Raw genomic sequence first — 23094 nt, 5'->3', positions numbered from 1 at the left:
AGCCATTTTACTAGAACTTATTTCAAGTGACTGTTTTATAAATATTTAAAGTTAGTTAAATCTTTTACTTAAATGGTAACGCGATACCATTACGGTCACGCGTTACCAAGAGTTAACTGTATTTTACTCTTCTGGGATTGATCCGCCCTCGACCTTTTCACCTTCAAGCAGCGCCAGTAATTGTTCTTTCAAATTAGGTGGTACTTTAAAGATGGTCAATGAGTCATTATGAGGATTATACACCACGTCTTGACCAAAATGACTACGCTCAAAACTCAAGCTTATACCATTACCATAACCCGAATATTTAGTGATTTTGTTAACCACGGCTTGCTCATGTGGAAACGAATCTTCAATTGGATACGATTGCGTTTGGCAGAACTGATAAAAGTCTTGCTCTGCACCCGCACTTTCAATAACTTTACCCACTTCCTGAAGTGATACATCTTGAGAGCTCGCTTTTTGCTCTTTACAGTAACTGAGTAAATCTTTACGTGTTTTTTGCTTTTCAGCCGGATCTAGTTGATTAACCGTAACGTAGTCTTCTACCGCTTGTACCAGTGTTTGGGTCTGTTCTTTGGCGTTTAAACCTTCTTCACAACCTAAGAAGTCTAAAAAGAAGTCTGATACCTTACGACCCGCTCTACCTTTTATAAATGAGATATAGCGATTGCCTTGCCCATTTTCTTTATAGTCGAATAAATCAATACGTGCCGCGAGTTGTATTTTATTGGTATCAAGGTGCTGTGCCGCGGAAATATTTAACTCACCGTCAACACTGTAATGCTCTGAAACTGGTATAACCGCTACGAATAAGTACCTACCACCCATGTATTCATAATGGCAAATAACAAAATAGCCGGTCTCTTCTATGTCATATTTTTCGATTTCATTTTTTAATACATTGCCAGCTTGGGTACTAAAATCATAAAAATTTTGTTGTTCCGTTAAATAGCTTTCCATTAAATCTACAAAGCGCGCGGAATCACCTTCACTCGGCATGGATGAAAAACTACCGTAGGCTTTATTGCCTTTGGCATTATAAATGGCGTGTAAACCATCAACAAAGTTGGTTGTTTTGGTGTTTTCTTGGCTGAAATCTATATTTTCTGGCCCTAGGCGCAAGACTACCTCACCGGTATCTTCTTTCTTAGACAAAAAATGTAGTGCAATGTTCTGAATTATTAAGCTCATAGGATTTTATGTTCGGTGACTGATGTTAATTAATGTTGATGTATTGTGCTGTAACGACGGTTTCTTTTACTGTTATATATTAAATGGTGCAGGCATTTGATAAACTAAAGAAATTAAATTTACCCTTAACGAAAACACTTATTATGCCTATTGTATCTAAATATTCGAACGAACGTGTAGAAAAAATTATCCAAGATTTATTAGATGTCCTTATTAAAGAAGAAGCAACCCCAGATTTAGGCCTAATGTGTCTAGGTAATGCGGTAACTCACGTGCTTAGCCAAGTACCTGAAAGTAAACGTAGTGCTGTGGTCGACAACTTTACTCGCGCATTAAAAAAATCGGTATAAACTCTTTTAATTAATTTCACCTGCAAAAGAAGAATTATTATCAATGGTTTCATTTGATACAAAAAGCTACAGCAAAAAACTATTACATTTGATCAGTTGGAGCCATTGGTTCACATTTTTCAATATTTTAGCAGCAATCGCCCTTTCCTCTTACTATTTATTTAGTGATGCTGCGCCAACAACATTATTAGGTCAGGTTTATTTAGTCACAACTTGGGTGAGTCATATTGCCTTCCTAACTTTTATGAGTTTTGTTTTAGTGTTATTTCCTTTAACACTGATACTACCGCACACCAAGTTTATTAGAACCAGTGGCTCTATCATCTTTACCGCGGGTTTATTGTTGTTGGTGTTAGATGCCTTTATCTATAGTCGCTTGGGTTATCACCTAAACGCCTCATCAAGTACACAAATTATAAGTTTGCTACAAGATATAGCCAAAGATAATAGCCTGTTTTTTACTATCAGTGGTGCGATAGCTATTGTTATTTTAGCGTTTGAGTTTACGGTAAGTAATTACGCTTGGAAGCACCTAAAGCAATTACAGAAAACAGTCTTTGCCCGCTTTGTTATTTTTACTTTGGTTTTATCATTCTTCTTTAGTCATGTTACTCATATTTGGGCGGATGCAAATCTTGACTATGATATTTTACGCCAAGACACCGTATTACCTTTGTCTTATCCAGCCACGGCAAAAACGCTGTTAACCAAATATGGCTTATTCAATATTGAAGATTATATTGAACGTAAAAATAGCCCATTATCGTTTAGTCAGGCTATTCCTAATTACCCTACTTTTGATGCTAACCTCTGTGCTAATGCATCAGCAAGTACAAGTAAACCACCCACTAATTCAACCTTTGTAATTCTAACTGAGAAACAAGTTTCTATTACTCAATTGAAACAGTTCATCGGTCGTGCAAGTGCTAACAGCTTACTTTTAACCAATAATATTGATACTGGCCTTAAAGATAATGCCTGGTTTAATATGCTTTATTCACTGCCGAGTATTTATCAACAAGATATTTTAAAGCAAGGTGTAAAGCCGCTCTTGTTCCAACGCATTGACCAACAAGCCCTGACAACGAGCTTAACGGTTATTTCTGATGAGTTTTCTAAACCAGCTAAGGCTAATAATGTCGAAGAAGAAAACGATGTTTTAGTTGAGCCACGTTGGTTTGAATCGCTATTCATGACTAAAACAGAATTGATGGACGTTTCCAGTCTCTTATTTGCCGAAAAGTTAAATAATAAAAGCCCTGGTTTGCATATTATTTACTTTAAAAATAGCGCTGCTATCAATGCAAAACAAGCGGTGAAAAATAATAATCAATATCAATTTGAATTGTTTATTGATGCTTTACTACTCGCGCAAAAACAAAAACCTGAAAAAGATATTATTTGGATTAGCTCTATCGGTAACCAAAATGATGAAACGCGTTTAAACACTAAACCGGCCCTGTTTATATACCCTGACACCACTAAGGCAAGCGATAAGGATATTACCTTTAACACCAGTAATATGGACTTACAGCCAACCCTCATGAGTCAATGGTTAGCTTGTAATGTGACTGACCCTGGTAATGGCAGTAACTTAGTTACCTTAAATAAAGACAGAGTCATTGCTAATACAACTGATAAAGGCATTATTGTCTTCAATAAAGATAAATCTGTATTTATTGATCAAAACGGCAACTTTCAAAGTTACTCTCGTCAATTTGCATCACCAATAACAGTCAATGCTGACTTCCCACTAATGATTGATGGTGTGCAGTTTATTAAGAAGTTTACCCAGCAGGATAAACAGTAAAGGCCTTTACATCAGTAAAGCTGAGTGAAGTTGCGCAATAGTTAGCCGATTAAACACAATCAAGCAACTATTACGCTAATTGTCATTGCAATACGTTGATAAATCATTAAAATACAGTAGGTAAACTCGTGAAGCCCAAGAGTTTACCTTGTCGGGGTATAGCGCAGCTTGGTAGCGCGCGCGTCTGGGGGACGTGAGGTCGCAAGTTCGAATCTTGCTACTCCGACCATATTAAGTAAATCAAAAAAGCCACTTAGCGAAAGTTATCATAACTATCCAAGTGGCTTTTTTGTATCTGGGTAACTCATAGGTAACTAAAGAATTGTTATCAAAATAACCTTAGACAGATCTGTTATATATCTCTAACTTCTTATTCCATATATAAAACACTTGTCACTCTACAAAGATAATTTATGTCCTTCTAAATTCGAAGCTTCAACATTGTTATAGTTAAGAGTTACAAGTCATCTAAGCGTCTTCAGTCATTAGACCATTACAGACTGACGGGTGCTGTGAACTTAACTCATGAAAGTAGGTAATGCGGAAATGAACACTTAGAAACTTACTAGTTACCATCATATATTATTAGTTATGCCGTCGGGCTCTATGATTTTAATCTGACCCTATATATTTAAGCTATTGAGTTTTTAGCCTTACGACGTAAAACCATCAAACCTAATAGGGCTGGTACAAATAGAAGTTCCGTTGCTGGATCGGGAACTGCGATTACTTCATTTGTTCGAATATTATCTAAATATATATGGTCTGATTGGGAATCAACACCAGCTCCTATTGCCTCAACGCGAAACTCGAGCACTTGTAAGCCAGAGAATAAAGTGGTGTCAATTCCTATGTTTAGATATTGACCTAGACTGGTCTCACTCCATACGAGCGTGCTTCCAATATAAGCAGCCGCCCTAATAAAGCTTTGGTATGATGATTGCCCACTGCCTGTAAGAGTGCCGTCAAACAGGATTTCAGTAATGCCAGTAAAGTCCAATGACTGCGATAAACCGATATAATCTCCACTGCTGAATGAGAACCCCCCGCAACCCTTATTAGCGCAGCTAGTGACTGAATACATTCTCATAGATTTACTACCGTCAGTGGCAAGTGCCGATTGTGGTCCATACCCAAAGGATGTTCCAATACTATTTACATTCCAACCAGTTAATCCATCTTCAAAAGATGGATTTATAAGACCGGAATTAGCAAAACTACTAACAGATAACATTAGTCCTACTACCGAAAATTTCAAAAAATTAATTTTCATTAGATGTTCCTTATTAATTATTTCAGTCAAAGAATGAAGTTGATTTTAAGAACAATTTAGATCGAATAAACTTACGCATATAGCATACCAATTAGGCAAAATGCCACCATTTCAATGTGATGCTAATTCGTACAAATTACAGTTAGTTAAAACTGTAAAATAACCTGTCACTAAAAAATCATAAAAGTTGGTTTAACAAATCACCGTACACGACCAATCAAACATCTATATATAAATGCCCCCGCCTTGCCTATGCTCATAGTCTCTAGGGGGCTAGTAACGTCACCAAAAATATGTCACACGCACTAAAAAGATAGAATGGGAACATGTTGAGTGCGCTGAGAAAGTAAATACTGAGTACCGTTACATGCAAGCCGACATGTTTAACCCTTACCCTGCCATTGGCGCTGTAAACGCCCTAAGAAGTAACTACAACTTCACTATGTTACCTTCCGTGAAAAGTGACTTTGGTAGTTGCGCCATGAAAATAGACAATCGTAAAGCAGAGCCGCCTGAAATTGCTAGGGGTAAAACAGCTCGAACTTACCTGTACATGGAAGGCGCTTACAAGCGATATAGCATGAGTAAATACAGCGCCAACTAATGAGTGCTTGGGATAAGATGTACCCCGTAGATGCCTGGGAGTGTACGAGAGCGAAGAAGATTACTAGTTATCAGCAAAGCTAACACAAACCTATTATTACACCACTACAGCTTTAATAATGCCTTTACTTTAACCCAGGTTTTTATGATTGGTTTCAATTACCCGTAGCTTGTTTTAACGCAACGTACATGCTGGATGTCCGGTTCGTCTGCTAGACAAGGTGCAGCCGAGTATTCAAATTATCTATTGGCTCAACCTGGATCTGGCGGTAATTTCCCTCATCACACTCGGAAACGACCAAGCCGAAGCCATTACCATAATCAGCAACTCCGACCATATTTTTTAGTATTAAAACTCTGTTTTACCGGGATTTTTTGTATCTGGTGATTGATGGATATATGAAGATATTACTGATTGTTGGCTGTGTCTAATACATGTATAACAGTCGGCGAATTATTTTTGACTGATTGATTTATGCACAGGTTGCACATTTTACAGTTTGTGTGAGTGGATAACTTGACTGGTCAACTCACTTCACCACTGCTGTTTACAAGATCAACATCAACACAAGATTAGCTAAAGCATTGCTAACCTAACAAAGTATTAAGTTAAAAGAACCGGCAAACACTCTTCATGCCTATGCTAAATACTTGATAAATTTTTAGCTATGACTTGATTACCAGTTAAAATAGCCGCCATCATAAACAAGCTGCTCAAATGAAGCATCAACACATAGTTCTTTTAGTTGCTTTTTAATAGCGCTATTGATCTCAGATTTGGTAAATAACTCACAGCTAATAGAACGCCGTCTTTTGTTAATAAACAGTGTTAATGGCCGCTCTAATTGCGTTAGATCACGTTGCTATAGAGCATTTTAGCCATAAAAAAAGGCAGGATAAACAGCCTTATTTTGCCGTTTGTCCCGCCCTTTGGTGTACTTTTACTATTTTTGTGACACTTATTTTGTGACACTTATTTTGTGACACTTGTCACGCCTGAACTAGTTAATATCTTTAAATACACGGTCAAGTATACGGCCTATTTTATTCTTGTGACCTCAATCCTCAGCCTCACTCAACATGACAACACCCTGCTCGGCAAATTTACAATCAAGCGTATAATTAGTGTTTCTATCAAGTTCAGGATGCACTTCATGTACTTTATCCCACAGTGCTTTATGGGATGCGTTAACCTCTATGTCGTGTTGCTTTTTGATCTCGGTATCCACTAAGGCCAATGCGACAATCTCATCGTTCATCTGCATTGGTAATGCTGCTACGGCTTCTGCTACGTCTTCTACTACTTTAACTGCTTTTGTTTCTAACATAGTGTACTCCTAATTTTATTATTTTTTTAGTTGGTTAGCCTACTTTTACACTGCCTTTTTCCCGCTGCTTCACGGACATATAAATACCAAGGTTGGTTTTTACCGTATATTGTTTGGTAATTTTAACTCTACCATAATCGATTTTTTATTGAAATTAATAAAATTACTACGGCTAGAAGGCGTATCCAGTTCAGGCTCCCTACGTAGTAGCTGGGTCTCTGGGTGGCTGGATAAGGTTACTTGCAGCCCTTTAAAAATGTTTACTTACTGTGGAACTACTTCGTTCAATCTGTTTTTCATAAATAGGGCTTAGCTTTGGCCCTTCCACTACTCCGCCTTCAATGCCACATTGGCTATAATGGCATAACCAATGTCATGAAGGACTTTCTTACTTTTATCACCCGCAGAAGCTTCCTCAGTTTGTTCTATAGCAGTCATGCTGCTTTTTTCCCTAAACAGTCTGAAATAGCAAATATTACCATTAATTACTTGATCGCGGTGGGAGCTACGAGTTGTTCTTGTAAATCATTATTCCATTTGCCACTAACTTGTATATGAGCAATACTTCCCATTAAGATCGCTTCAATTAAGTTATGGCTAACATAGGCATATATGCCTGGTTGTACAAAAGTGTATATTGCTGCGCCCGCCGCACCAGCGGCAATGGACCATGTTTCTTGGTTCGTTGCTGGAGCATCATTAAAAGAACCGGTTTCCCAAACATAGTTGCCATGCCCACCAATTAAATGAGGATAGGCTTGGCGATTAGCTTGTGAATGTACAATCATTATTGTTTCACCAACTTTAGCTTTGAGAGCATTGGGCCCAGTCATTGCGCCAACAACGCCATTAAAAGGTAAGTGGCTAGGTGTTAGTGTTTTCATTGTTGCTAACATATCTGCCATACCCATAACTGGTGATGAATAACGTTTATAATTTCCTTTATCATCTTTTGGCAAATAGAAGTCTTGACCGCCAATATAGTAGGCTTTGTCATAGGTGATTTGATTTCCGTCTTTATCTTTTAATCCATCTTTGGGGAGAATAGTGATAGCACCATTCATTCCGGATACTACATGCCAAGGTATCATTACCCCTCCTGGTGCGCAGTGATAAACGAACGTTCCGGCTTTAGTCGCTTTAAAACGAACTGTTACCTCTTGACCTGGAGACACTTCAGTCAGCAGTCCCCCACCCATAGCCCCCGAAAATGCATGTAAATCAATATTATGTAATAACATATTTGAAGCAGGGTTAACTAATGTTAATTCAATGTAATCGCCTTCATGTGCAACAATCATAGGACCTGGCGCTGTGCCATTAAAGGTCATTTGCCACATGAACTCGCCAGGACTCACTTCCACTTCTTTTTCTTCAATCACAAGGCGAACTTTAACAATTTTATTCTCGGTAACTACCTGTGTATGGAGCGGAAAATTTGGCGGAGCAACCATTTCTTGCACAATACTTTTAAGTTTTTCTCCTTGGAATTGAGTTTTAACTTCAAATCCTGCTAAGCCACCAGAGCCAGATTCAGTGGCTGTTGCATAACCAGCTATAGCAAAATAAATAGCTATTGAGGCATTTATCGTCATTATGATGATATTTTTCATAAGTAAGTCCTTTTTTTAGATTCAATGATTGGATATTTATTCTCTGTTTTGATTAAATATTAACCCATCAGAAATTGCAACGTAAATAACGAATAAAAATTCGTACTATTCAATTAGTTAGTACTAGTTACTAAAATTAGATCACTAATAATAAAATGGTAAATTAATTTACCTGATTAATAATAAGTAAATTTGGAATTTATTATATGTCCGCTCTCAGCCAAAAAAGACTATAATTATTTCGAATATCAAGGGTAAATAAAGTCACTTATGTGTTATCAATTAGCGTTCTGAGATAGAATCCCACTAGTACTCGTTACAATTTGGCTTAATGTAATACACAACAAAAACATGCCTAAAGATATTATTAACCAGCGTACGCAGATACTTTGTTATTATTTCAGATTTCTTGAGTTAGCTTAGGTGTACATTGAGCAGAACCAGGGTCAGCAGCTAAAGGTATCATGAGGAAATTTTCTTGAAGTTATCAGCAAAGCTAACACTAACCTCTTATTACGCCACTACAGCGTTAATAATGCCTTTATTGTTAACGCAGGCCTTATGGTTACGACTAACTACATTACAACTACCAGAGCCACTTGGTAATCGTTCAGGGTGCTGTGGCAAAGGTAATGAACTTAAGTTATTAATTATTGGTGATTCCGCTGCTGCAGGTGTTGGTGTAAATAGCCAGAGTGATGGTTTAGCCGGTCAGTTAGCGGCAAAACTTGCCAGACAGCATCGTGTTAATTGGCGCTTGATTGCTAACACTGGCAATACTTCGGTAGATCTTATAAACGAGCTTAGGTTGCTACCAGCACAGCGACTTGATTATGTTTTAGTTTCTGTTGGCGTTAATGATGTTATTCACTTAACACGATCAAATCATTGGGTCACTAATTTAAGCACCATAGTAGAACTATTAAACACTAAGTTTGGTGCACCTGAAATATTATTGGCTAGTGTGCCGCCAATGCATCTATTCACTGCAATACCTAACCCTCTTAGGTGGTGGTTAGGTTTACGTGCTAAAAGGCTTAATGAGTTAATGGCAAGAGTTGTAAAAGGTAATAGTCATTGTTCGGTACTATCATTTAACTCATCTTTTAAGCCAGAGTTGTTAGCCAAAGATGGCATTCACCCATCGAAGCTAGCGTATAGTGTTTGGGCAAACCAAGCAGCTGAAGAAATAGGCAAACTTAACTAACGAGTTATCTATATGGCATAGCTCATATTTGAGAGTCTAATTGCTTTAAAGCGGCTTGGCATATTATCAATCGTGAACTAAGGTTGAGTAGCAACTAATGACTTTCAAGGATTGAAGCAAATGGATATGTTATCACAGCTTTCCTCTTATCTAAGTAACCCAAACACTTCTTTAAATGATAAGTTTTTAAACATTTGTCTTACTGTTAAGTCTGCAATTCCAACATGTGACCGAGTGGGTATTTGGTTGTTTAGTCCTGACCATTCCGAGATGGTTTCATTAATGTGTGTTGATGAATTGGGTAAAGGATCATTGGGCGAGCAATTATCAGCCAATACTTATGCTGATTACTTTTCACATATAATAAAAAATGAACTTCTAGTTGCTTCAGATGCTAAAAATAATGAAATATCTAAATGTTTTAATGTTGGGTATTTTGATGTACATGATATCCATTCTTTATTAGACGTTACTTTTATGAAAGATTATTCTCCCTTAGGAATCATTTGTTGTGAGCGCACCGGGGATAAAACAGAGTGGCAATTATCAGATATAGAAATATTAAAAGGTATTTCAACAAAAGCATCTTTACTAATTAGTAATAATGTATCAAATGTATACTTTAGCTAATCTAAAGATAATTAAATAATTAATTTAATCTTATATTTTTAGCCTTTTTTGTTTCAATCACAGAAGGCAGAAAATATATTATTTTCCAGGTGATTATGTCAACGGCTGGAGCCAAAACAGTCCTATAGAGACTGTTTTTTTATTTAAAAAAAAGATCAATAATGTGGTAAGTGTTAGCCAATACAATGTAGTCAGGAAGGATTCCTTTTAACTAGCTGTTGACCTTAAGAACAACCGATAGCTAACTTCTCCTTTGCACACCAAAAAGTCCTTAACAAAAGAGATACTTTATTTGGAGTTCACTAATTTTTTAAAATGAGATATTAAGCGCGGAAAGTACCACAAAGAAGACTATATTTATGAGCCAAAAAAACGCTAAATGAGTACACTATCGAAGCATAAGCAGACATAATGGTTTTGCTGGTTTAATCTTACTTTTCGTTCCAAATAAATGAGTAAATTAATATAGGTAATATCAGCTTTCGCCTTGTTATCATAAGGGTTTTTATATTCCACCAGATGATGATAGCTATGGGCAAGTTGCACAACACCATTTGAGTGCATCATGATAGTTCATGAGTAATGCTTCTTCTGATATATCATGCCTAGCCATGATGGGACAGGTTTCGTCATTGTTTTCTGAAAATTCATAATGTTTTGCTATTTCAAGTGCATCAGATAATAATCCTCTATTGCTCACCAAGGCCGTTTTTATTTCTTCTGCTAATGGTAAAGCCATAATTATTTTTTCAATTGGGCAATTGAGAATTGCCCCTATGTGGCTCATAACACCAGTAAGAAAGGCTAATCCTCTTATTTTTATAAAGGCTGGAGAAAAAGATACGTATTCCATCATTTTACCACGTACTAATGACTCTCTTAGCAGTTCACTGTTGCAATCAGATGATAAATTTGACATAGCAACAATAGCTATAAATTGTTTTATTTTATCAGATCCCAAGTAAGTAACGGCTTGCTTTATAGAAGTTATTTCTACTCGATTTATTTCTGTTTCCAAATTGACTAATTTTAGAATCCCATTCACCAAACTTACATCCTGAGAAATGACTCTAGCTAAAGTATCAAAGTTCATATCTATCTGAAAAGCTTCGGCAAATAGCAGGAGTAAATTAAACTTAATAGGCTTAATGAAATGGCCGATATTCATTTCTGGTTTGTGAAAAAAATAACCTTGAAAATAATCAATACCTATTTTGATTAGCTCATTATACTGTTCATGAGTTTCAATTCGTTCGACAACAATTTTTATGTTTTTATCTTCGATAAATTGGCTGTTTTTTAAGGCTACTATTTGCTCAAATGAAATGTCTTCTCTATCAACCTTAATAATGGAAATATATGGGAAAAGCTGCTCCCACTTCGGGGAGAAATCATAATCATCTAATGCTAATGTATAGCCTTTTTTATATAAAGAAGACACTATTTTAATGACATCAGGCGTAACATTAATTGTTTCCAATAATTCCAAAACTACTACGTTTCTATCTAATACTAATGGTAGCTCTGCTAATAAAGATTTTTCATCAAAATTGATAAATGCCTTTTTTTGTGAGCAAAGACTATTTAGGTCACCATAGATGTGATTATGTAAAATAAGTTGAGAAGTGGCCTGTTCTGGTTGTGAGCAACTATAAAAATTTTCTAAACTATCACGATATAAAAGTTCATAAGCATAAGTGCTCTTGCTTTGGTCAAAAATAGCTTGGCGAGCAACAAATTTATTATTAACCTCTCCCATGACAATTCTCCAGTTTTTAACTATCACTTTAGTGTAGTCGCTATTGCGTTGATAACAATGTGAATATTTACAACATGCTCCTGAAACAACCACCTAAGAAAAGTTGCGTGAATTTCAATTTTTCATAGTTAATCACGGTGGTTCTGGTATCACCGTCAATGATAAGCTCACTACATTACAACTACCAGAGCCACCTGGTATTCGTTCAGGGTGCTGTGGCAAAGGTAATGAACTTAAGTTATTAATCATTGGTGATTCAGCAAGATGCTGGTGCGGGCGTCAATAGCCAGAGTGATGGTTTAGCCGGTCAGTTAGCTGCAAACCTGCCAGACAGCATTATGTGGTCTAGATTTCGGGAAGTATTCGTCCTTAAAAAATTATGCTTTAAGGTCCTTAGTTATCATGCATAATATTTGTCGCCGACAAACGAGGACTACCATGACCTTTGTCTTGTGCTTTTTTAACTAATTCAATCAGTCGTTCATTTAAACTTGTGCTGATGTTAAATTTTTTGCCCAACTTTACGATTTCGCCATTTATATAGTCCACCTCTACAGGACGATTATTTTGTAAATCTTCCCACATGCTAGAGCGGGCTTTGGGGTCCATGGCCAGCATTTTTTGGGCGACACGTTTAAACATAAAATCAGGCAATGACAGCACAAAGGGAATTAAATATATCGGCACAGCAGCCACCTTGCCGGGTGTGATGTTGGCCGCTTTCAAAACAGCTAAACCTTCTTGCAAACTTTTTTTATAGATGCGACGAAATCCGGTGGTTTCCAACTGTTGTTTGAGAGGTAAGTCAGATAAAGCATTGATAGGATTGTTGAGATTTAACAATAGCTTTCCCCACAAAATACTGGTCATGTTGTCTTTCAATTCGAAATTAAGTTGTGCATTTTTCGCCAGTTTTTGTAGAGCAAGCGCAGCTGGATCTTGCTGGCAATATAGGCTGCCTTCGGTGCCACAGTGAAAATGCCCGCCACTTTGATAGACCACATTAAAAGGTACCATCACCGGCAGAACAGTTTGTGTATTTAGAATTTGTTTAATCTTTTGGCTGTTGCCCACACCGTTTTGAAAACTAAAGATGACCGCCTTGTCATTACCACTGTCTTTAATGATGTGTGTCATATGATGGGTATCTTTGCTTTTAACACAAATCAGAATAAGGTCAGCACCGTTAAAAACATCAGCACTTAAACTGCTATTAAATTGCGACACATCTACCCTGAAGTTACCCCCAGTCCAGTCAGTCAAGTGTAATCCGTTTTTGCTAATATCATCGTGGATACGTCGACGTGCAAAAAAGTGCACATCCGCACCGCCCTTGGCGAGCATGCCACCCACGTAACAACCAATACTGCCAGCGCCTGCTATGACCACTTTTAATTTCGGGCCTTGCATCATAATTATTTTCCTGCCATTTAAATATTGAAAGCTATTAACTCTGCCCTGCTCTTTAGTTTGGCTAGCATAACATTGAGCCGTTGGATATTCGCTACCCGTAAGTAACGATCACAACCGGATACGAGTCCGACGTAGTCGCCTTAAAGCGAAAATCATCCAACATTTTGAATTAGTAACTTACCAACTAGAAGATTAGAGTTGGTGAAAAGCAGCTTACAACGCTAATTTCTACCATAATATGGTCTTAATTTTGGTATGAATTTATCACAGCCAATAGTCCGCATTGCCATTATTGCGGTTATAGAGACATGAGAACAAAGTGGTCAATAACATCATTAGCTAATCTCGCTATTTGAGCGAGATACTGTCGTTGCTATCTTGGCTCAATGCTTTTGGAATAAACGTTATTCCATAAAACGTTTCCAGTTTAGGCATGATATAGCTATTAAATGAGCTGACGGAGAATTTTCAATTCGCCTTCACAAGAATTATAACCTGACATCTAATTAGCAAAATCATTGTGAACAAAATAATTAAAAAATTAATAACTAGTGTTTTACTAACAACAGTCCTCTCTTTCAATGTATTAGCCAACGAAAGCTGTGACAATGAAGCATCGAAAATAATAGCAATGCAAGAAAAAAGTTTATACTACGGCGGTGAAAGAACCAATGATGTCTTGGCTTATACTAGGGTAACCCTAGGCTCTGCAGGTATGATCTATGGGGTTATTTCTTCCGCGACAGGTATCGGTTTTTTTGGTTTCGTGGTGTTTTTAGGTGGTGCTCTAGATATTTACCTCAATGGTGAGAATGATGAAATCATTGAAAAATTGACTAAAAATCTATGTAGTTGATGATTTACCTCTGTCTAGCAGGTAATAACCAAAGGGGGAGATTTACTGGCTGAATTTAATATGCAGCCTCTATATTAGCTGACTTGGCTGTTATTTTGACTTTACTATTTTGACTTTACTATTGTGACTTTACTATTGTGACCTAATTATAGGCGTACATAACTCCATGAGCCACTGTATCTTAGGTGAGTTTCTTCGGGCTGCTTTGCTTATTATCGCTATATCCGTCGGTGTATTCTTCTTCTCCTGTTCATTGACAAGAGCATAGGTGAAGTGTTCATCCATTAATTGGCTCGACAAATATTGATTATCGATGATGATACCTGGTTTAAGTTCGGCCTCTATCTGCAAGTACAAACCACGATGTTCATTGTAATTATCGAATATAGTTTTGACAAATTCACCTTGTCTATTACCAATGAATTGTCCACTTACAGACATTATCTTCTTTTGGTATAGGCTTTGAGGCCGATCTTTAAGGGCGTGCACACCTATATCAACCTGTTCTTCAATAATTAAAGCTTCAGTTTGCAAATTCCATTGTCGCAATTCAATAACCGCAGGAGTTTGCTGCCTGATAGTAGTGATCAATTTTTTACCAATGGGAATAATAAATGGTGCCGCTAGATGAATGATTACTTTATCAAGAGCTAAAGGGTTAAAAACCTCGGGATCAAAGGCGGTATGCATCAGAGCAAGGGCTTCTTTTACCTTCGGAGCAATGTTACTTGCATAACTGGTTGGCACAAATCCTGTGGCTGTGCGTATAAAGAGCGGATCGCCAAGATCATCTCGTAATTTTGACAACACTTTAGAGACATAAGATTGTGAACGATTAAGCTTTAAGGCGGCTTTTTTAGTTGATCCCGCTTGAAACAGTACTATAAACACAGTTAAAGAATTAAGGTCGAGTTGTTTCATTATTTAATAAAATTTAGATAGTTTGTCGTCAATATTATTTAAATAATACGAGGAAGGTAGTTACTGTGAATTTAGTTGTTATAAGACTGATTATTTATTATTACCATCAAATAAGAATACTATCACAGGTAACGCGTAACCCGTGGTAGTGTTATATTTAAAGGGCTTGCTATCATGGCAGGCCTATCGGGCTTAATTTGAATCCTTCAACACAGAACATACAAATATAGCGCTTTAGTATGCTTAAATTGACTTTACCTGGTACAAAAAGACGAGAATAGTGAGTCTATATCACTGATAAAAAAGCCCAACGTTTATACAAATGATGGGCTTTACCTGATTCACTTAGCGATTTTTTTTACTGAAGCTAGTCATCATTAACCAAAGTAATTTTACTCGAATACATTTGCATAAAGTAATGGATACGATTAGAACGCCTTTTAGATAACATCACTCTAATTTGACCGGCAAGCAATGCTTCACTGCGTTTTACTTTAATTAATGGCACAAAAGGTTTGTTATCAATGCTGATAGTAGTCATATGATTACAGATCGCTTTAACTCTTGCTTGTTCGATATCCAATGGTCAAATCCTAATATAAATTATTTGAGGGTATGATAACGAGCAATAAGCTTATAACTGCTATAAGTTGTTGTATAAATGTGTTTAATTGTTTTTAGTTACTAATTAAACACATCTATAAACATATAGTTAACAAGTTATTTACACCACACTTTGCCACCGATCATTTTAAAAGCGGGAGTGCCACGAATTAGGCAGTCGCGAGCAAATACCCTATTGCATTGAGGACATGTACATGGCGTTTCGGTAAAGTCTTGATTGATACGCTCTTTAAAGCACTTTATTAAAGCGCCCTTACCTGCTTTTCGATACTTAAACAGCAAGAAATTACAGCTCTTGCAAAATATATCGACCGTTTTACTGGGCCCTTTTTTATTCGGTTTTGCCATTATTTTTTCGCAATACCTAATACAGATAAATTATTAGCAATATCTTGTGCGGCACTTTTAGGGGTAACATCGTCATCTATTTTCAGTATCTTGCCTTCTTTTGATATATAGAAAGTGACACGACTAGCCACATTAAACATATTCAGTACTTGATAAGCTTTAGCCGCTTGCTTAGTAGGATCGCTCAACATGGGGAAATCGGCGCCTGTTTTCTTGGCAAATGCACGATTATCATCAAGTGGGTCAACACTGGCCATAACATAGCTAACATCATACTCACGAATAAGGTGGCCTTGCTCTGTTAACGACTTACATTCAATAGTACAGCCTCGAGTGTTTGCCATTGGGTACCAAGCTAAAACCACAGCCTGCTTACCTTGATAGTCACTTAACTGGTAAAAATCACCGGTGGTGGCTTGTAGGCTGAAGTTTGGCGCGTTATCACCCACTTTTAAGTCACTCGCAAAAGCTGAAGCGCTAACCAAGACAACTAAGCTACAAAGGGTTCTAATAGATTTTTTCATGTGTTTTTTCATATTAAGGTTCATGTTAACTCTCAGGTAGGTACTGTAATTAAAAGAGATTATATAAGAATTAATGACCGGATATGACTTTATTTAATTACCGACACATCATTAACTTACGTGCTTGAAGCAGTCTCGATAATGAAAGCATTGTACAAAATCACAATGTAGTTGTTGAGCTAGACGTAAATCTTCAGCTGTTTCTACCCCTTCTAATATCACTTTCTTATTGGTATTGTGCGCGTAATCGATTATTGAGTTAACCAACAACATAAAATTACGATTGTTTTTATTTTTAAGCACAAACTTATCAAGCTTTATATAATCCACTAGCTGAATGACTGACGTGGATATCATAGATTGTGGGTTACATACATCGTCTATAGCGGTAGGAATATTGCTTTTAGCTAGGTTGTCGATCATAGCTAAACTCATGATTGCATCATTAATCTCCGAATTTTCAATCAATTCAACCACTACTTTAGCTTTGTGAAACTCTTTAAACAACTTTAAGAAAGGATTGCTTTGATCAATGATACCGCTTGAAAAATAAGAGTCTTGATCTAAATTTACAAAAATATCATGGCCATTAACCGCATAGGATAATTGCAGTTTTTTCTGTTGATATTCAACTTGAAACAAGCTCAATGGGCTATTATGCAGTGACTCATAAACAAGGTCTGGCTTTATGGGGTGGTTATCTTTTGTATAAAATCTTGACAGCGATTCATAAGCATAAGTCTCGTTGCTATTACAACTAATGATGGGTTGGTATTCAACGCCAAAGCGTTTATTTTCGATGAGATCAATTAAGGTCTCTGCACTGAGTAAATTTTTATCTTTCATTCATTACCGCTGATAATTTCTTAGTCAGCCGTCCTACAACATATCTGGACCGCTAACTGTAAATAACCTCAACTCTGGATAAGCAAAGTTACTCAAAAAGCTATTTTACGGCGATATCAGCGTTGGTATTCCTACCAATAACCAGTTATTGGGTACGTAATACCGCCTTGTTTTCACCAAAACTATCAATATTGAGACGAATAAATAAACTTATAGTATAGGTGTTTATGCTATGTGATTGATAATAAATAAGTACTTAAAAAAGTTAACATTCATTATCCAGAGTTGAGGTTAAATAAGTACCATTATCATGTAAAGCAATGTTTCGTTAATCTCGATTGATTGCCATTAATTTGCGCGTTATTGCCGGTATATCGGTCAAACTTTCACCTTGATTAATAAAGCTGAGCTCATCATCGATATATTCTGGCTCTGTTGGCATTGATTTTTGTCGGGATAATTCTTGCCCCGCTACTTCAATTGCATCGTTTTGATGAATTGGCGGTGAACTTTTACTACTGATTCCTGAGCCAATGATAAGTATCTCAATTTCACAAGACAAATTACTATCAAGGGTCACGCCAGGTACGATAAGCACAGATTTATTTTTCACTTTGGCTCGAATGTGTTCAATTAAACCATTGTAAGTTGATAATTTTGGCTCTGATTTACAAAACAACTGAAAAATAATACCTTGTGCGCTATCAATATTAGCGATAGAAACCAGAGGATTATTCAACGCTTGGTCGAGGGCATCAAAAGCTTGCTCTTCTGAATTAGCTTTGCCAACCCCTAAGATCGACTCCCCTTCAAAAGAGAGTATCGTTGAGAAGTCATTCTTGTCGACATTGACATAACCCGTTTCATTCAACATCTGTACTAAAGCAATCAATAGGTTTTTCAGTACTTCATTACTTTGATTAAAGGCAGAGAATAAACCGACACTTTCACCAAGACCTGCCAGTAGAAGATCATTTGATAGGGTGATGTAAGCGTGAATTGGCTCTTTGATATCAGCAATGCCTTGTAAGGCATAATCCATACGCAATTGCCCTTCTGATTCAAAGGGTAATGTAACAATGGCTAAACAGTTAATATTCAGCTCACGGGCTATTTTAGCAAGTAGAGGACTTGCGCCTGTACCTGTACCACCGCCAAATCCTGCGGTAATAATAACAATATCACTGTCTATTATCGCGCTTCGAAGCATGGCTTCACTTTCAAGCGCGGCTTGATAGCCGACCACAGGATCAGAGCCAGCACCATAGCCCTTTGTTAAATTTTCACCGATCAAAATTTTATTTTCGACGTTAATACTATTTAGTGCTGCAAGGTCGGTATTCACCGCAACAAGGTTAACTTGCCCAGATAAATTATTTTCATGGAGCATATTAACGGTATTACAACCGCAGCCGCCTATACCGACAACGGTGATTAATAATTCTGGATTGCCGTTAAGAAGTTCTTTCATATCATTCCCTAATCTATAAACAAAAACTCACTTAACCTTGTCTTATGACTATCGAAGGCAAGGGATTTAACTAAACGTTGATTAGCCAACTTTAGCTCTTATTTCTGTCAAAATTAACTGTATTTGACTTTCATTATAGAGATCAAATTCTTGATGATCCATAACAAAATATAACTCTAGCCACATAGTTAAATAGGTTTTATATAACGGTGTTATTTTAAAATAATACTTGGCTTAACTAACTGACAATTACCTTGATTTGTTAATTACAAAATACTGTTCAGCCAATCCAAAAGCCTCCAGTTATAGTAAACAGTCACATACAAAAGGATTTTAGAGTTGTCGGAGTTATAATTATCAAGGGTATAAGGAGTTACTGGGGTTGTAATGGTGTTTATTCAAGGGTTGTCAGGGTTACCATAAATTTGCCACGGTGAGTTATTGGAGTTATAGTTGTTATAATCCCGTTTTAGTGATGTTAGGAGTTAAAAATGAAGTACGCTGTGGTATTTACTCAAGATGATAAAACAATGGATTTTAAGGTGTCGGTGCCTGATCTTCCTGGCTGTGCTATTGCAGCAAAAACCATAGATTTAGGGATGGACGATATAACAAAATCGATAAAATCCCATCTCGCTATTTTGGCTGAGTATGGTGAAAAGGTTCCCAATGCTAAGGGTTTAGACAGCCATCGTAAAAGTTATATGTTGGAAAATCCACATACCTTTAGTCAGGCATTTTGGGCAATAATAAATATTGATATAACGCCCTACCTTGGTAAAAGTCATAAAATAAATGTCACCCTACCTGAATTATTGATTGCTCAAATTGATAATAAGGTCAGTCAGTCTTCAGATTACAAAACACGTTCGGGTTTTATTGCCAGTGCATGTTTTGCGGAATTAGAAAAATAGTTTTGGTTTTGGTTTTGGTTTTGGTTTTGGTTTTGGTTTTGGTTTTGCAGAATAAGTTCACACTGCACCTTGCTTGTTAAACAAGTATTTCTAAAGAGAATAGTTTTTTGTTTTATTAAATTACTTACTGAGCTAAAGCAAAGTAATTTACCTTGGCCGTAACTATGAGTTTAAGTTTTACTTTTTATTTAAACTGAATTTACAGCCAACCAACGGCTAAATTTTAAATGAGATAGGAATTTAAATTGTTGGTTTATTTAAAACAGTGACAATGTTAATCGAGTAATGGTGCTAAATCTATTTTCTGTGCAGCTAAGTTAATCTTTTCATCGAAAGTAATTTCTTTACCCTCTTCGTCTATACTTGCAAAAAAATCAAACTGGGCAATCTTTGCTATAGGTAAAATTTGCTCTAACTCAGCAATATTTTCGGCTAAGTTATTCATCTGCTCGCTTGATGCCGAATTTGCAATCCAAGCAACGCAATTTACGCCGTCGGCTATAATGGCTTCATACGTTAATAACGCGTGATTCAAACAACCCAACTTCATGTTAACAATTAAAATAACCGTTAGGTCTGCGAGTTTTACAAAATCTGATAAAAAATGATAACTTGGTTTTTGGCTAACAGCTTTGCTGTTACCGGTAAAACTAGCTTTCATTTCTGCAGGTAAAAGTGATGTATGACCCAGGGGTAAGCGCCATCCTCCAGCACCTTCAACTAAAGTAAAGTCGGCATTAAGTGATTTCACTTGTTGGTAATGATCACTAACTTCAGTAAGGGTAATGTGTTTATTTTGTTTTTTAGCCGCGATGTGCGGAGCAATTGGCTCGGCAAAAGCAATGGGATTGATATCAGTTATACTTTGGCCACAATTAGCAAAATCACTTAGTAATTTTGCATCTTCATTGATAAGTTGTCCATTTACTAATTCACAACCGGCAGCAATAGGTTTAAACGCCGCAACTTTTTGTACTGGAGCTTTCTCTTCCGTTAACCCTTCACATATATCTTTAGTGAAACCTTTAGTGAAGTTTTGAGTTAACGCTTTAATTAATGCGCAACTGACAAAAGTTTTACCGGCATCTGTATCTGTTGCGGTGATAAAAAATTCTTTCATAAATATTTCTTACATGGATTTTGAATTGAGTTTCGTTAAACCCTAGCGGTTGTTAACTGGCACTGAGTTTCGCTTATTCTGCTACCGATAATTATTATCAGCCCCTAGACGTTCACTTTCACAAAAATTTTAATTAAAGTCGAACTAAAATAAACTCATTTAAAAATTAGTTAAAGTTAAGTTACAGCTAGGTCTAAGTAGGGCTAAGGCGGTTATAAAATATGGTGTTAGTTATTCAACTTAACCACTAAACCAGAAAACAAACGGTACGTTGCCGGATAAATACCACTTGGCTCAAGAAAGTCTTGATAATGTTCGGTCATTTTAAACCACTTATCCTTACCGGACAGGCCTCTGTTTTTTTTCTGTGCTAAGTGATTTGCACCTAAGCCTTTTAATTCCCGCGCTAAATGAATCACGTTCTGATATTCCAGAATGATATCTTGGCACTTTTGCTCTAGCAATTTCCCGTTCTCATTATCAAATAGGGTATTTAATTCGCTAACGGTTTTAAAGTCGATGACATGTTGATCATCATCAACTTGTTTCCAGGATGATTTCAGTTCATGCAAGGTGCCATCTACTAAGGTGGTAAAAATAAGTAAACCACCAGGTTTTAACACTCTTAACATTTCACTAATGGCTTGCTCTAGGGGATCAAACCATTGAATGACTAAATTTGAATAAATGAAATCTATACTGTTATCTTTAAGCGGTATTTTATGTGCATCGGCTTCTAGCCACAAAATATCCTTATTACGGTGTTCTTTAGCAAAGTTAAGCATCTCAGTTGAAATATCTAAACCTATAACTTGCTGGTAAGAGCTTGCTAATAAGTCAGTGAAAAATCCCGTGCCTGAGCCTAAATCTAACACAGTCAGATCATTACGATTAGGTAACCAAGGCATTAAATGTTTACCTGAATAGCGCTGTAATCTTGCTGAAACATCGTAAGATTTGCTCGCAGAGCCAAAACTTTTAGCAATGTTTACGCGGTTTGCATTTTCTTGTTCTGTTTGAGCCATTAAGCTATAGCCTTATTAATGCTTTCTGCCAAATATTTGATATCATTGGTATTATGATGTGCACAGATAGTAACACGTAACCTTGAGCTATTAACAGCTACGGTTGGTGGTCTAATTGCGGTTAGCCAAATACCTTGTTCTTTAAGTTTGTCACTGACCAACAGTGCCTTTTTCTCATCGCCAATTATTATGGCATGAATTGAAGAGGTAGTAGCAACTAATTCGACTTCAGGGTCGAGTAACTCACTAAACAAAGCGCTTAATTCTGTAACTTTTTCTCGGCGCCAATGCTCCCGTTTTACCAGCTCAATGCTCTTTCTTGTTGCCCAAGCTATCGCCGGAGAAATTGCGGTCGAGTAAATGTAATGACGAGAAAAATTGACTAAATATTCATGTAGCTCTTCACTACAGGTTAAAAATGCACCACTGGTGGCCATCGCTTTACCCAAAGTTGCCATGGTAATATCGATGTCGGCAAAGGTATTACTGCCCTGACCTTCATCACCAATAACACCAATGCTGTGGGCATCATCCAAATAAAGCCAGGCCTGTTCAGATTTCGCTAATTGCGCCAGCTCAGAAACTTTAGCCTGGCAACCATCCATACTAAATACCCCTTCCGAGGCAATCAGTTTGTTAGGAGAATATGTCGCGTTTTCCCCCGAGTTGCTAAGTAATTTAGTGAGGTGTTCAATATTATTATGATTAAAGCGCTTAACTTTGGCTTTACTATGATACGCACCATCAATCATAGAGGCATGACTGAGTTTATCTAAATAAAAATGACTTTGTTCATTTTTACCTAACGCCTGAAACAATGCTAAGTTCGCGGCAAAACCACTAGAAAATAACAGACATTTCGGCTTATTTAACCACTGACAAATATCATCTTCTAATGCTTGGTGTGCATAATGATAACCGGTAACTAAGCTAGAGCTACTGGCGCAAACACCAAATTTATCAACCCCTTCTTGCATCGCTTTATTTATCTCAAAATGATTATTTAAGCCTAAATAATCATTAGAAGAGAAATTGAGGTACGACTTGCCGTTGATAACGATTTGTTTACCTTGGCTTGCAACACTATTACAAACCAATTGACGATATCGAGATTTAGCTTTCTGCTCATTAACATCGTGGCGTATAAAATCAAAAGTCATAAATGAATAATTACCTAGCCGCTCAAATCTTAGCCATGAACAGACGGCCAAGCGCTAAAGATTTACCCGTTAGCGCTGCAACCTTTTGTTCGTTAACTTTCTATA

The 23094-nt window shown here is 36.9% G+C and carries 21 protein-coding genes, 1 tRNA gene and 1 pseudogene; 8 read left to right on the top strand and 15 right to left on the bottom strand.

Annotated features, from left to right (window positions below; translation table 11 throughout):
* Positions 1–123: 123 nt before the first annotated feature.
* Positions 124–1194: a nucleoid-associated protein YejK gene (gene yejK / locus F580_RS0112880; RefSeq protein WP_019028147.1), complete on the bottom strand. Its 1071-nt coding sequence runs from the start codon at positions 1192–1194 to the stop codon at positions 124–126.
* Positions 1195–1337: 143 nt separating this feature from the next.
* Between yejK and F580_RS0112875 the strand changes: the two genes are divergently transcribed.
* The 3 genes from F580_RS0112875 to F580_RS0112865 all read left to right on the top strand — a co-directional run bounded on the left by F580_RS0112875 (position 1338) and on the right by F580_RS0112865 (position 3583).
* Positions 1338–1544 (top strand): YejL family protein, encoded by a 207-nt coding sequence (locus tag F580_RS0112875; protein WP_026301424.1) that lies wholly within the window; start codon positions 1338–1340, stop codon positions 1542–1544.
* Between the two features lie 43 nt (positions 1545–1587).
* Positions 1588–3354, top strand: a complete 1767-nt coding sequence (locus F580_RS0112870; RefSeq protein ID WP_019028145.1) for a DUF3413 domain-containing protein — start codon at positions 1588–1590, stop codon at positions 3352–3354.
* Positions 3355–3506: 152 nt separating this feature from the next.
* Positions 3507–3583, top strand: a tRNA-Pro gene (locus tag F580_RS0112865).
* Between the two features lie 402 nt (positions 3584–3985).
* Here the strand turns inward: F580_RS0112865 and F580_RS0112860 are convergent.
* Positions 3986–4627, bottom strand: coding sequence for a hypothetical protein (locus tag F580_RS0112860; protein WP_019028144.1), 642 nt, complete (start codon positions 4625–4627; stop codon positions 3986–3988).
* A gap of 289 nt (positions 4628–4916) precedes the next feature.
* Between F580_RS0112860 and F580_RS27220 the strand changes: the two are divergent.
* Positions 4917–5314, top strand: a pseudogene (locus F580_RS27220) (endonuclease); the annotation flags it as partial.
* Positions 5315–6288: 974 nt separating this feature from the next.
* Here the strand turns inward: F580_RS27220 and F580_RS0112850 are convergent.
* Both F580_RS0112850 and nirK read right to left on the bottom strand, forming a co-directional pair.
* Positions 6289–6558 (bottom strand): hypothetical protein, encoded by a 270-nt coding sequence (locus tag F580_RS0112850; protein WP_019028142.1) that lies wholly within the window; start codon positions 6556–6558, stop codon positions 6289–6291.
* A gap of 485 nt (positions 6559–7043) precedes the next feature.
* Positions 7044–8171, bottom strand: a complete 1128-nt coding sequence (gene nirK / locus F580_RS0112840) for a copper-containing nitrite reductase (RefSeq protein WP_019028140.1) — start codon at positions 8169–8171, stop codon at positions 7044–7046.
* 478 nt (positions 8172–8649) lie between these two features.
* Between nirK and F580_RS0112835 the strand changes: the two genes are divergently transcribed.
* Both F580_RS0112835 and F580_RS0112830 read left to right on the top strand, forming a co-directional pair.
* Positions 8650–9378 (top strand): SGNH/GDSL hydrolase family protein, encoded by a 729-nt coding sequence (locus tag F580_RS0112835; protein WP_019028139.1) that lies wholly within the window; start codon positions 8650–8652, stop codon positions 9376–9378.
* A gap of 120 nt (positions 9379–9498) precedes the next feature.
* The gene (locus F580_RS0112830) at positions 9499–10008 is read left to right on the top strand and encodes a GAF domain-containing protein (RefSeq protein WP_019028138.1); all 510 of its coding nucleotides are present in this window, start codon (positions 9499–9501) and stop codon (positions 10006–10008) included.
* Positions 10009–10537: 529 nt separating this feature from the next.
* Here the strand turns inward: F580_RS0112830 and F580_RS24515 are convergent.
* Together F580_RS24515 and F580_RS0112810 are read right to left on the bottom strand one after the other, a co-directional pair.
* Positions 10538–11767 (bottom strand): EAL and HDOD domain-containing protein, encoded by a 1230-nt coding sequence (locus F580_RS24515; protein WP_019028137.1) that lies wholly within the window; start codon positions 11765–11767, stop codon positions 10538–10540.
* Between the two features lie 393 nt (positions 11768–12160).
* Entirely contained in the window at positions 12161–13180 is a 1020-nt protein-coding gene (locus tag F580_RS0112810) for a 2-dehydropantoate 2-reductase (protein ID WP_019028135.1), read from the bottom strand.
* A gap of 520 nt (positions 13181–13700) precedes the next feature.
* Here F580_RS0112810 and F580_RS0112805 point away from each other — a divergent pair.
* Positions 13701–14036: a hypothetical protein gene (locus F580_RS0112805; protein ID WP_019028134.1), complete on the top strand. Its 336-nt coding sequence runs from the start codon at positions 13701–13703 to the stop codon at positions 14034–14036.
* A gap of 132 nt (positions 14037–14168) precedes the next feature.
* Here F580_RS0112805 and F580_RS0112800 read toward each other — a convergent pair whose 3' ends face one another.
* The 6 genes from F580_RS0112800 to F580_RS0112775 all read right to left on the bottom strand — a co-directional run bounded on the left by F580_RS0112800 (position 14169) and on the right by F580_RS0112775 (position 18770).
* Positions 14169–14957, bottom strand: coding sequence for a LysR family transcriptional regulator (locus F580_RS0112800; protein ID WP_019028133.1), 789 nt, complete (start codon positions 14955–14957; stop codon positions 14169–14171).
* A 367-nt stretch (positions 14958–15324) separates the two neighbouring features.
* On the bottom strand, positions 15325–15540 hold the full coding sequence (locus tag F580_RS0112795) for a hypothetical protein (RefSeq protein ID WP_019028132.1): 216 nt from the start codon (positions 15538–15540) through the stop codon (positions 15325–15327).
* Between the two features lie 137 nt (positions 15541–15677).
* Positions 15678–15929: a hypothetical protein gene (locus F580_RS26915; protein WP_019028131.1), complete on the bottom strand. Its 252-nt coding sequence runs from the start codon at positions 15927–15929 to the stop codon at positions 15678–15680.
* Entirely contained in the window at positions 15929–16453 is a 525-nt protein-coding gene (locus tag F580_RS0112785; protein WP_026301423.1) for a peroxiredoxin family protein, read from the bottom strand. The genes F580_RS26915 and F580_RS0112785 overlap by 1 nt, the downstream gene beginning before the upstream one ends.
* Before the next feature lie 111 nt (positions 16454–16564).
* A complete protein-coding gene (locus F580_RS0112780; protein ID WP_019028129.1) occupies positions 16565–17299 on the bottom strand; it encodes an EAL domain-containing protein in 735 nt (244 codons plus the stop codon).
* A gap of 328 nt (positions 17300–17627) precedes the next feature.
* On the bottom strand, positions 17628–18770 hold the full coding sequence (locus F580_RS0112775; protein WP_019028128.1) for a cell division protein FtsZ: 1143 nt from the start codon (positions 18768–18770) through the stop codon (positions 17628–17630).
* A gap of 491 nt (positions 18771–19261) precedes the next feature.
* Between F580_RS0112775 and F580_RS0112770 the strand changes: the two genes are divergently transcribed.
* Positions 19262–19684: a type II toxin-antitoxin system HicB family antitoxin gene (locus tag F580_RS0112770; protein WP_019028127.1), complete on the top strand. Its 423-nt coding sequence runs from the start codon at positions 19262–19264 to the stop codon at positions 19682–19684.
* 274 nt (positions 19685–19958) lie between these two features.
* Here the strand turns inward: F580_RS0112770 and bioD are convergent, their stop codons facing one another.
* The 3 genes from bioD to F580_RS0112755 form a co-directional block, all read right to left on the bottom strand.
* The gene (bioD, locus tag F580_RS0112765; RefSeq protein WP_019028126.1) at positions 19959–20804 is read right to left on the bottom strand and encodes a dethiobiotin synthase; all 846 of its coding nucleotides are present in this window, start codon (positions 20802–20804) and stop codon (positions 19959–19961) included.
* A 227-nt stretch (positions 20805–21031) separates the two neighbouring features.
* Positions 21032–21829 (bottom strand): malonyl-ACP O-methyltransferase BioC, encoded by a 798-nt coding sequence (gene bioC, locus F580_RS0112760; RefSeq protein ID WP_019028125.1) that lies wholly within the window; start codon positions 21827–21829, stop codon positions 21032–21034.
* Positions 21829–22989: an aminotransferase class I/II-fold pyridoxal phosphate-dependent enzyme gene (locus F580_RS0112755; RefSeq protein ID WP_019028124.1), complete on the bottom strand. Its 1161-nt coding sequence runs from the start codon at positions 22987–22989 to the stop codon at positions 21829–21831. The genes bioC and F580_RS0112755 overlap by 1 nt, the downstream gene beginning before the upstream one ends.
* Positions 22990–23094: the final 105 nt, after the last annotated feature.

The sequence above is a fragment of the Colwellia piezophila ATCC BAA-637 genome, from assembly GCF_000378625.1.
Lineage (GTDB): Bacteria > Pseudomonadota > Gammaproteobacteria > Enterobacterales > Alteromonadaceae > Colwellia > Colwellia piezophila.
The sequence above is the reverse complement of the archived record's forward strand: the minus strand, read 5'-3'. Positions and strand labels throughout refer to the sequence as shown.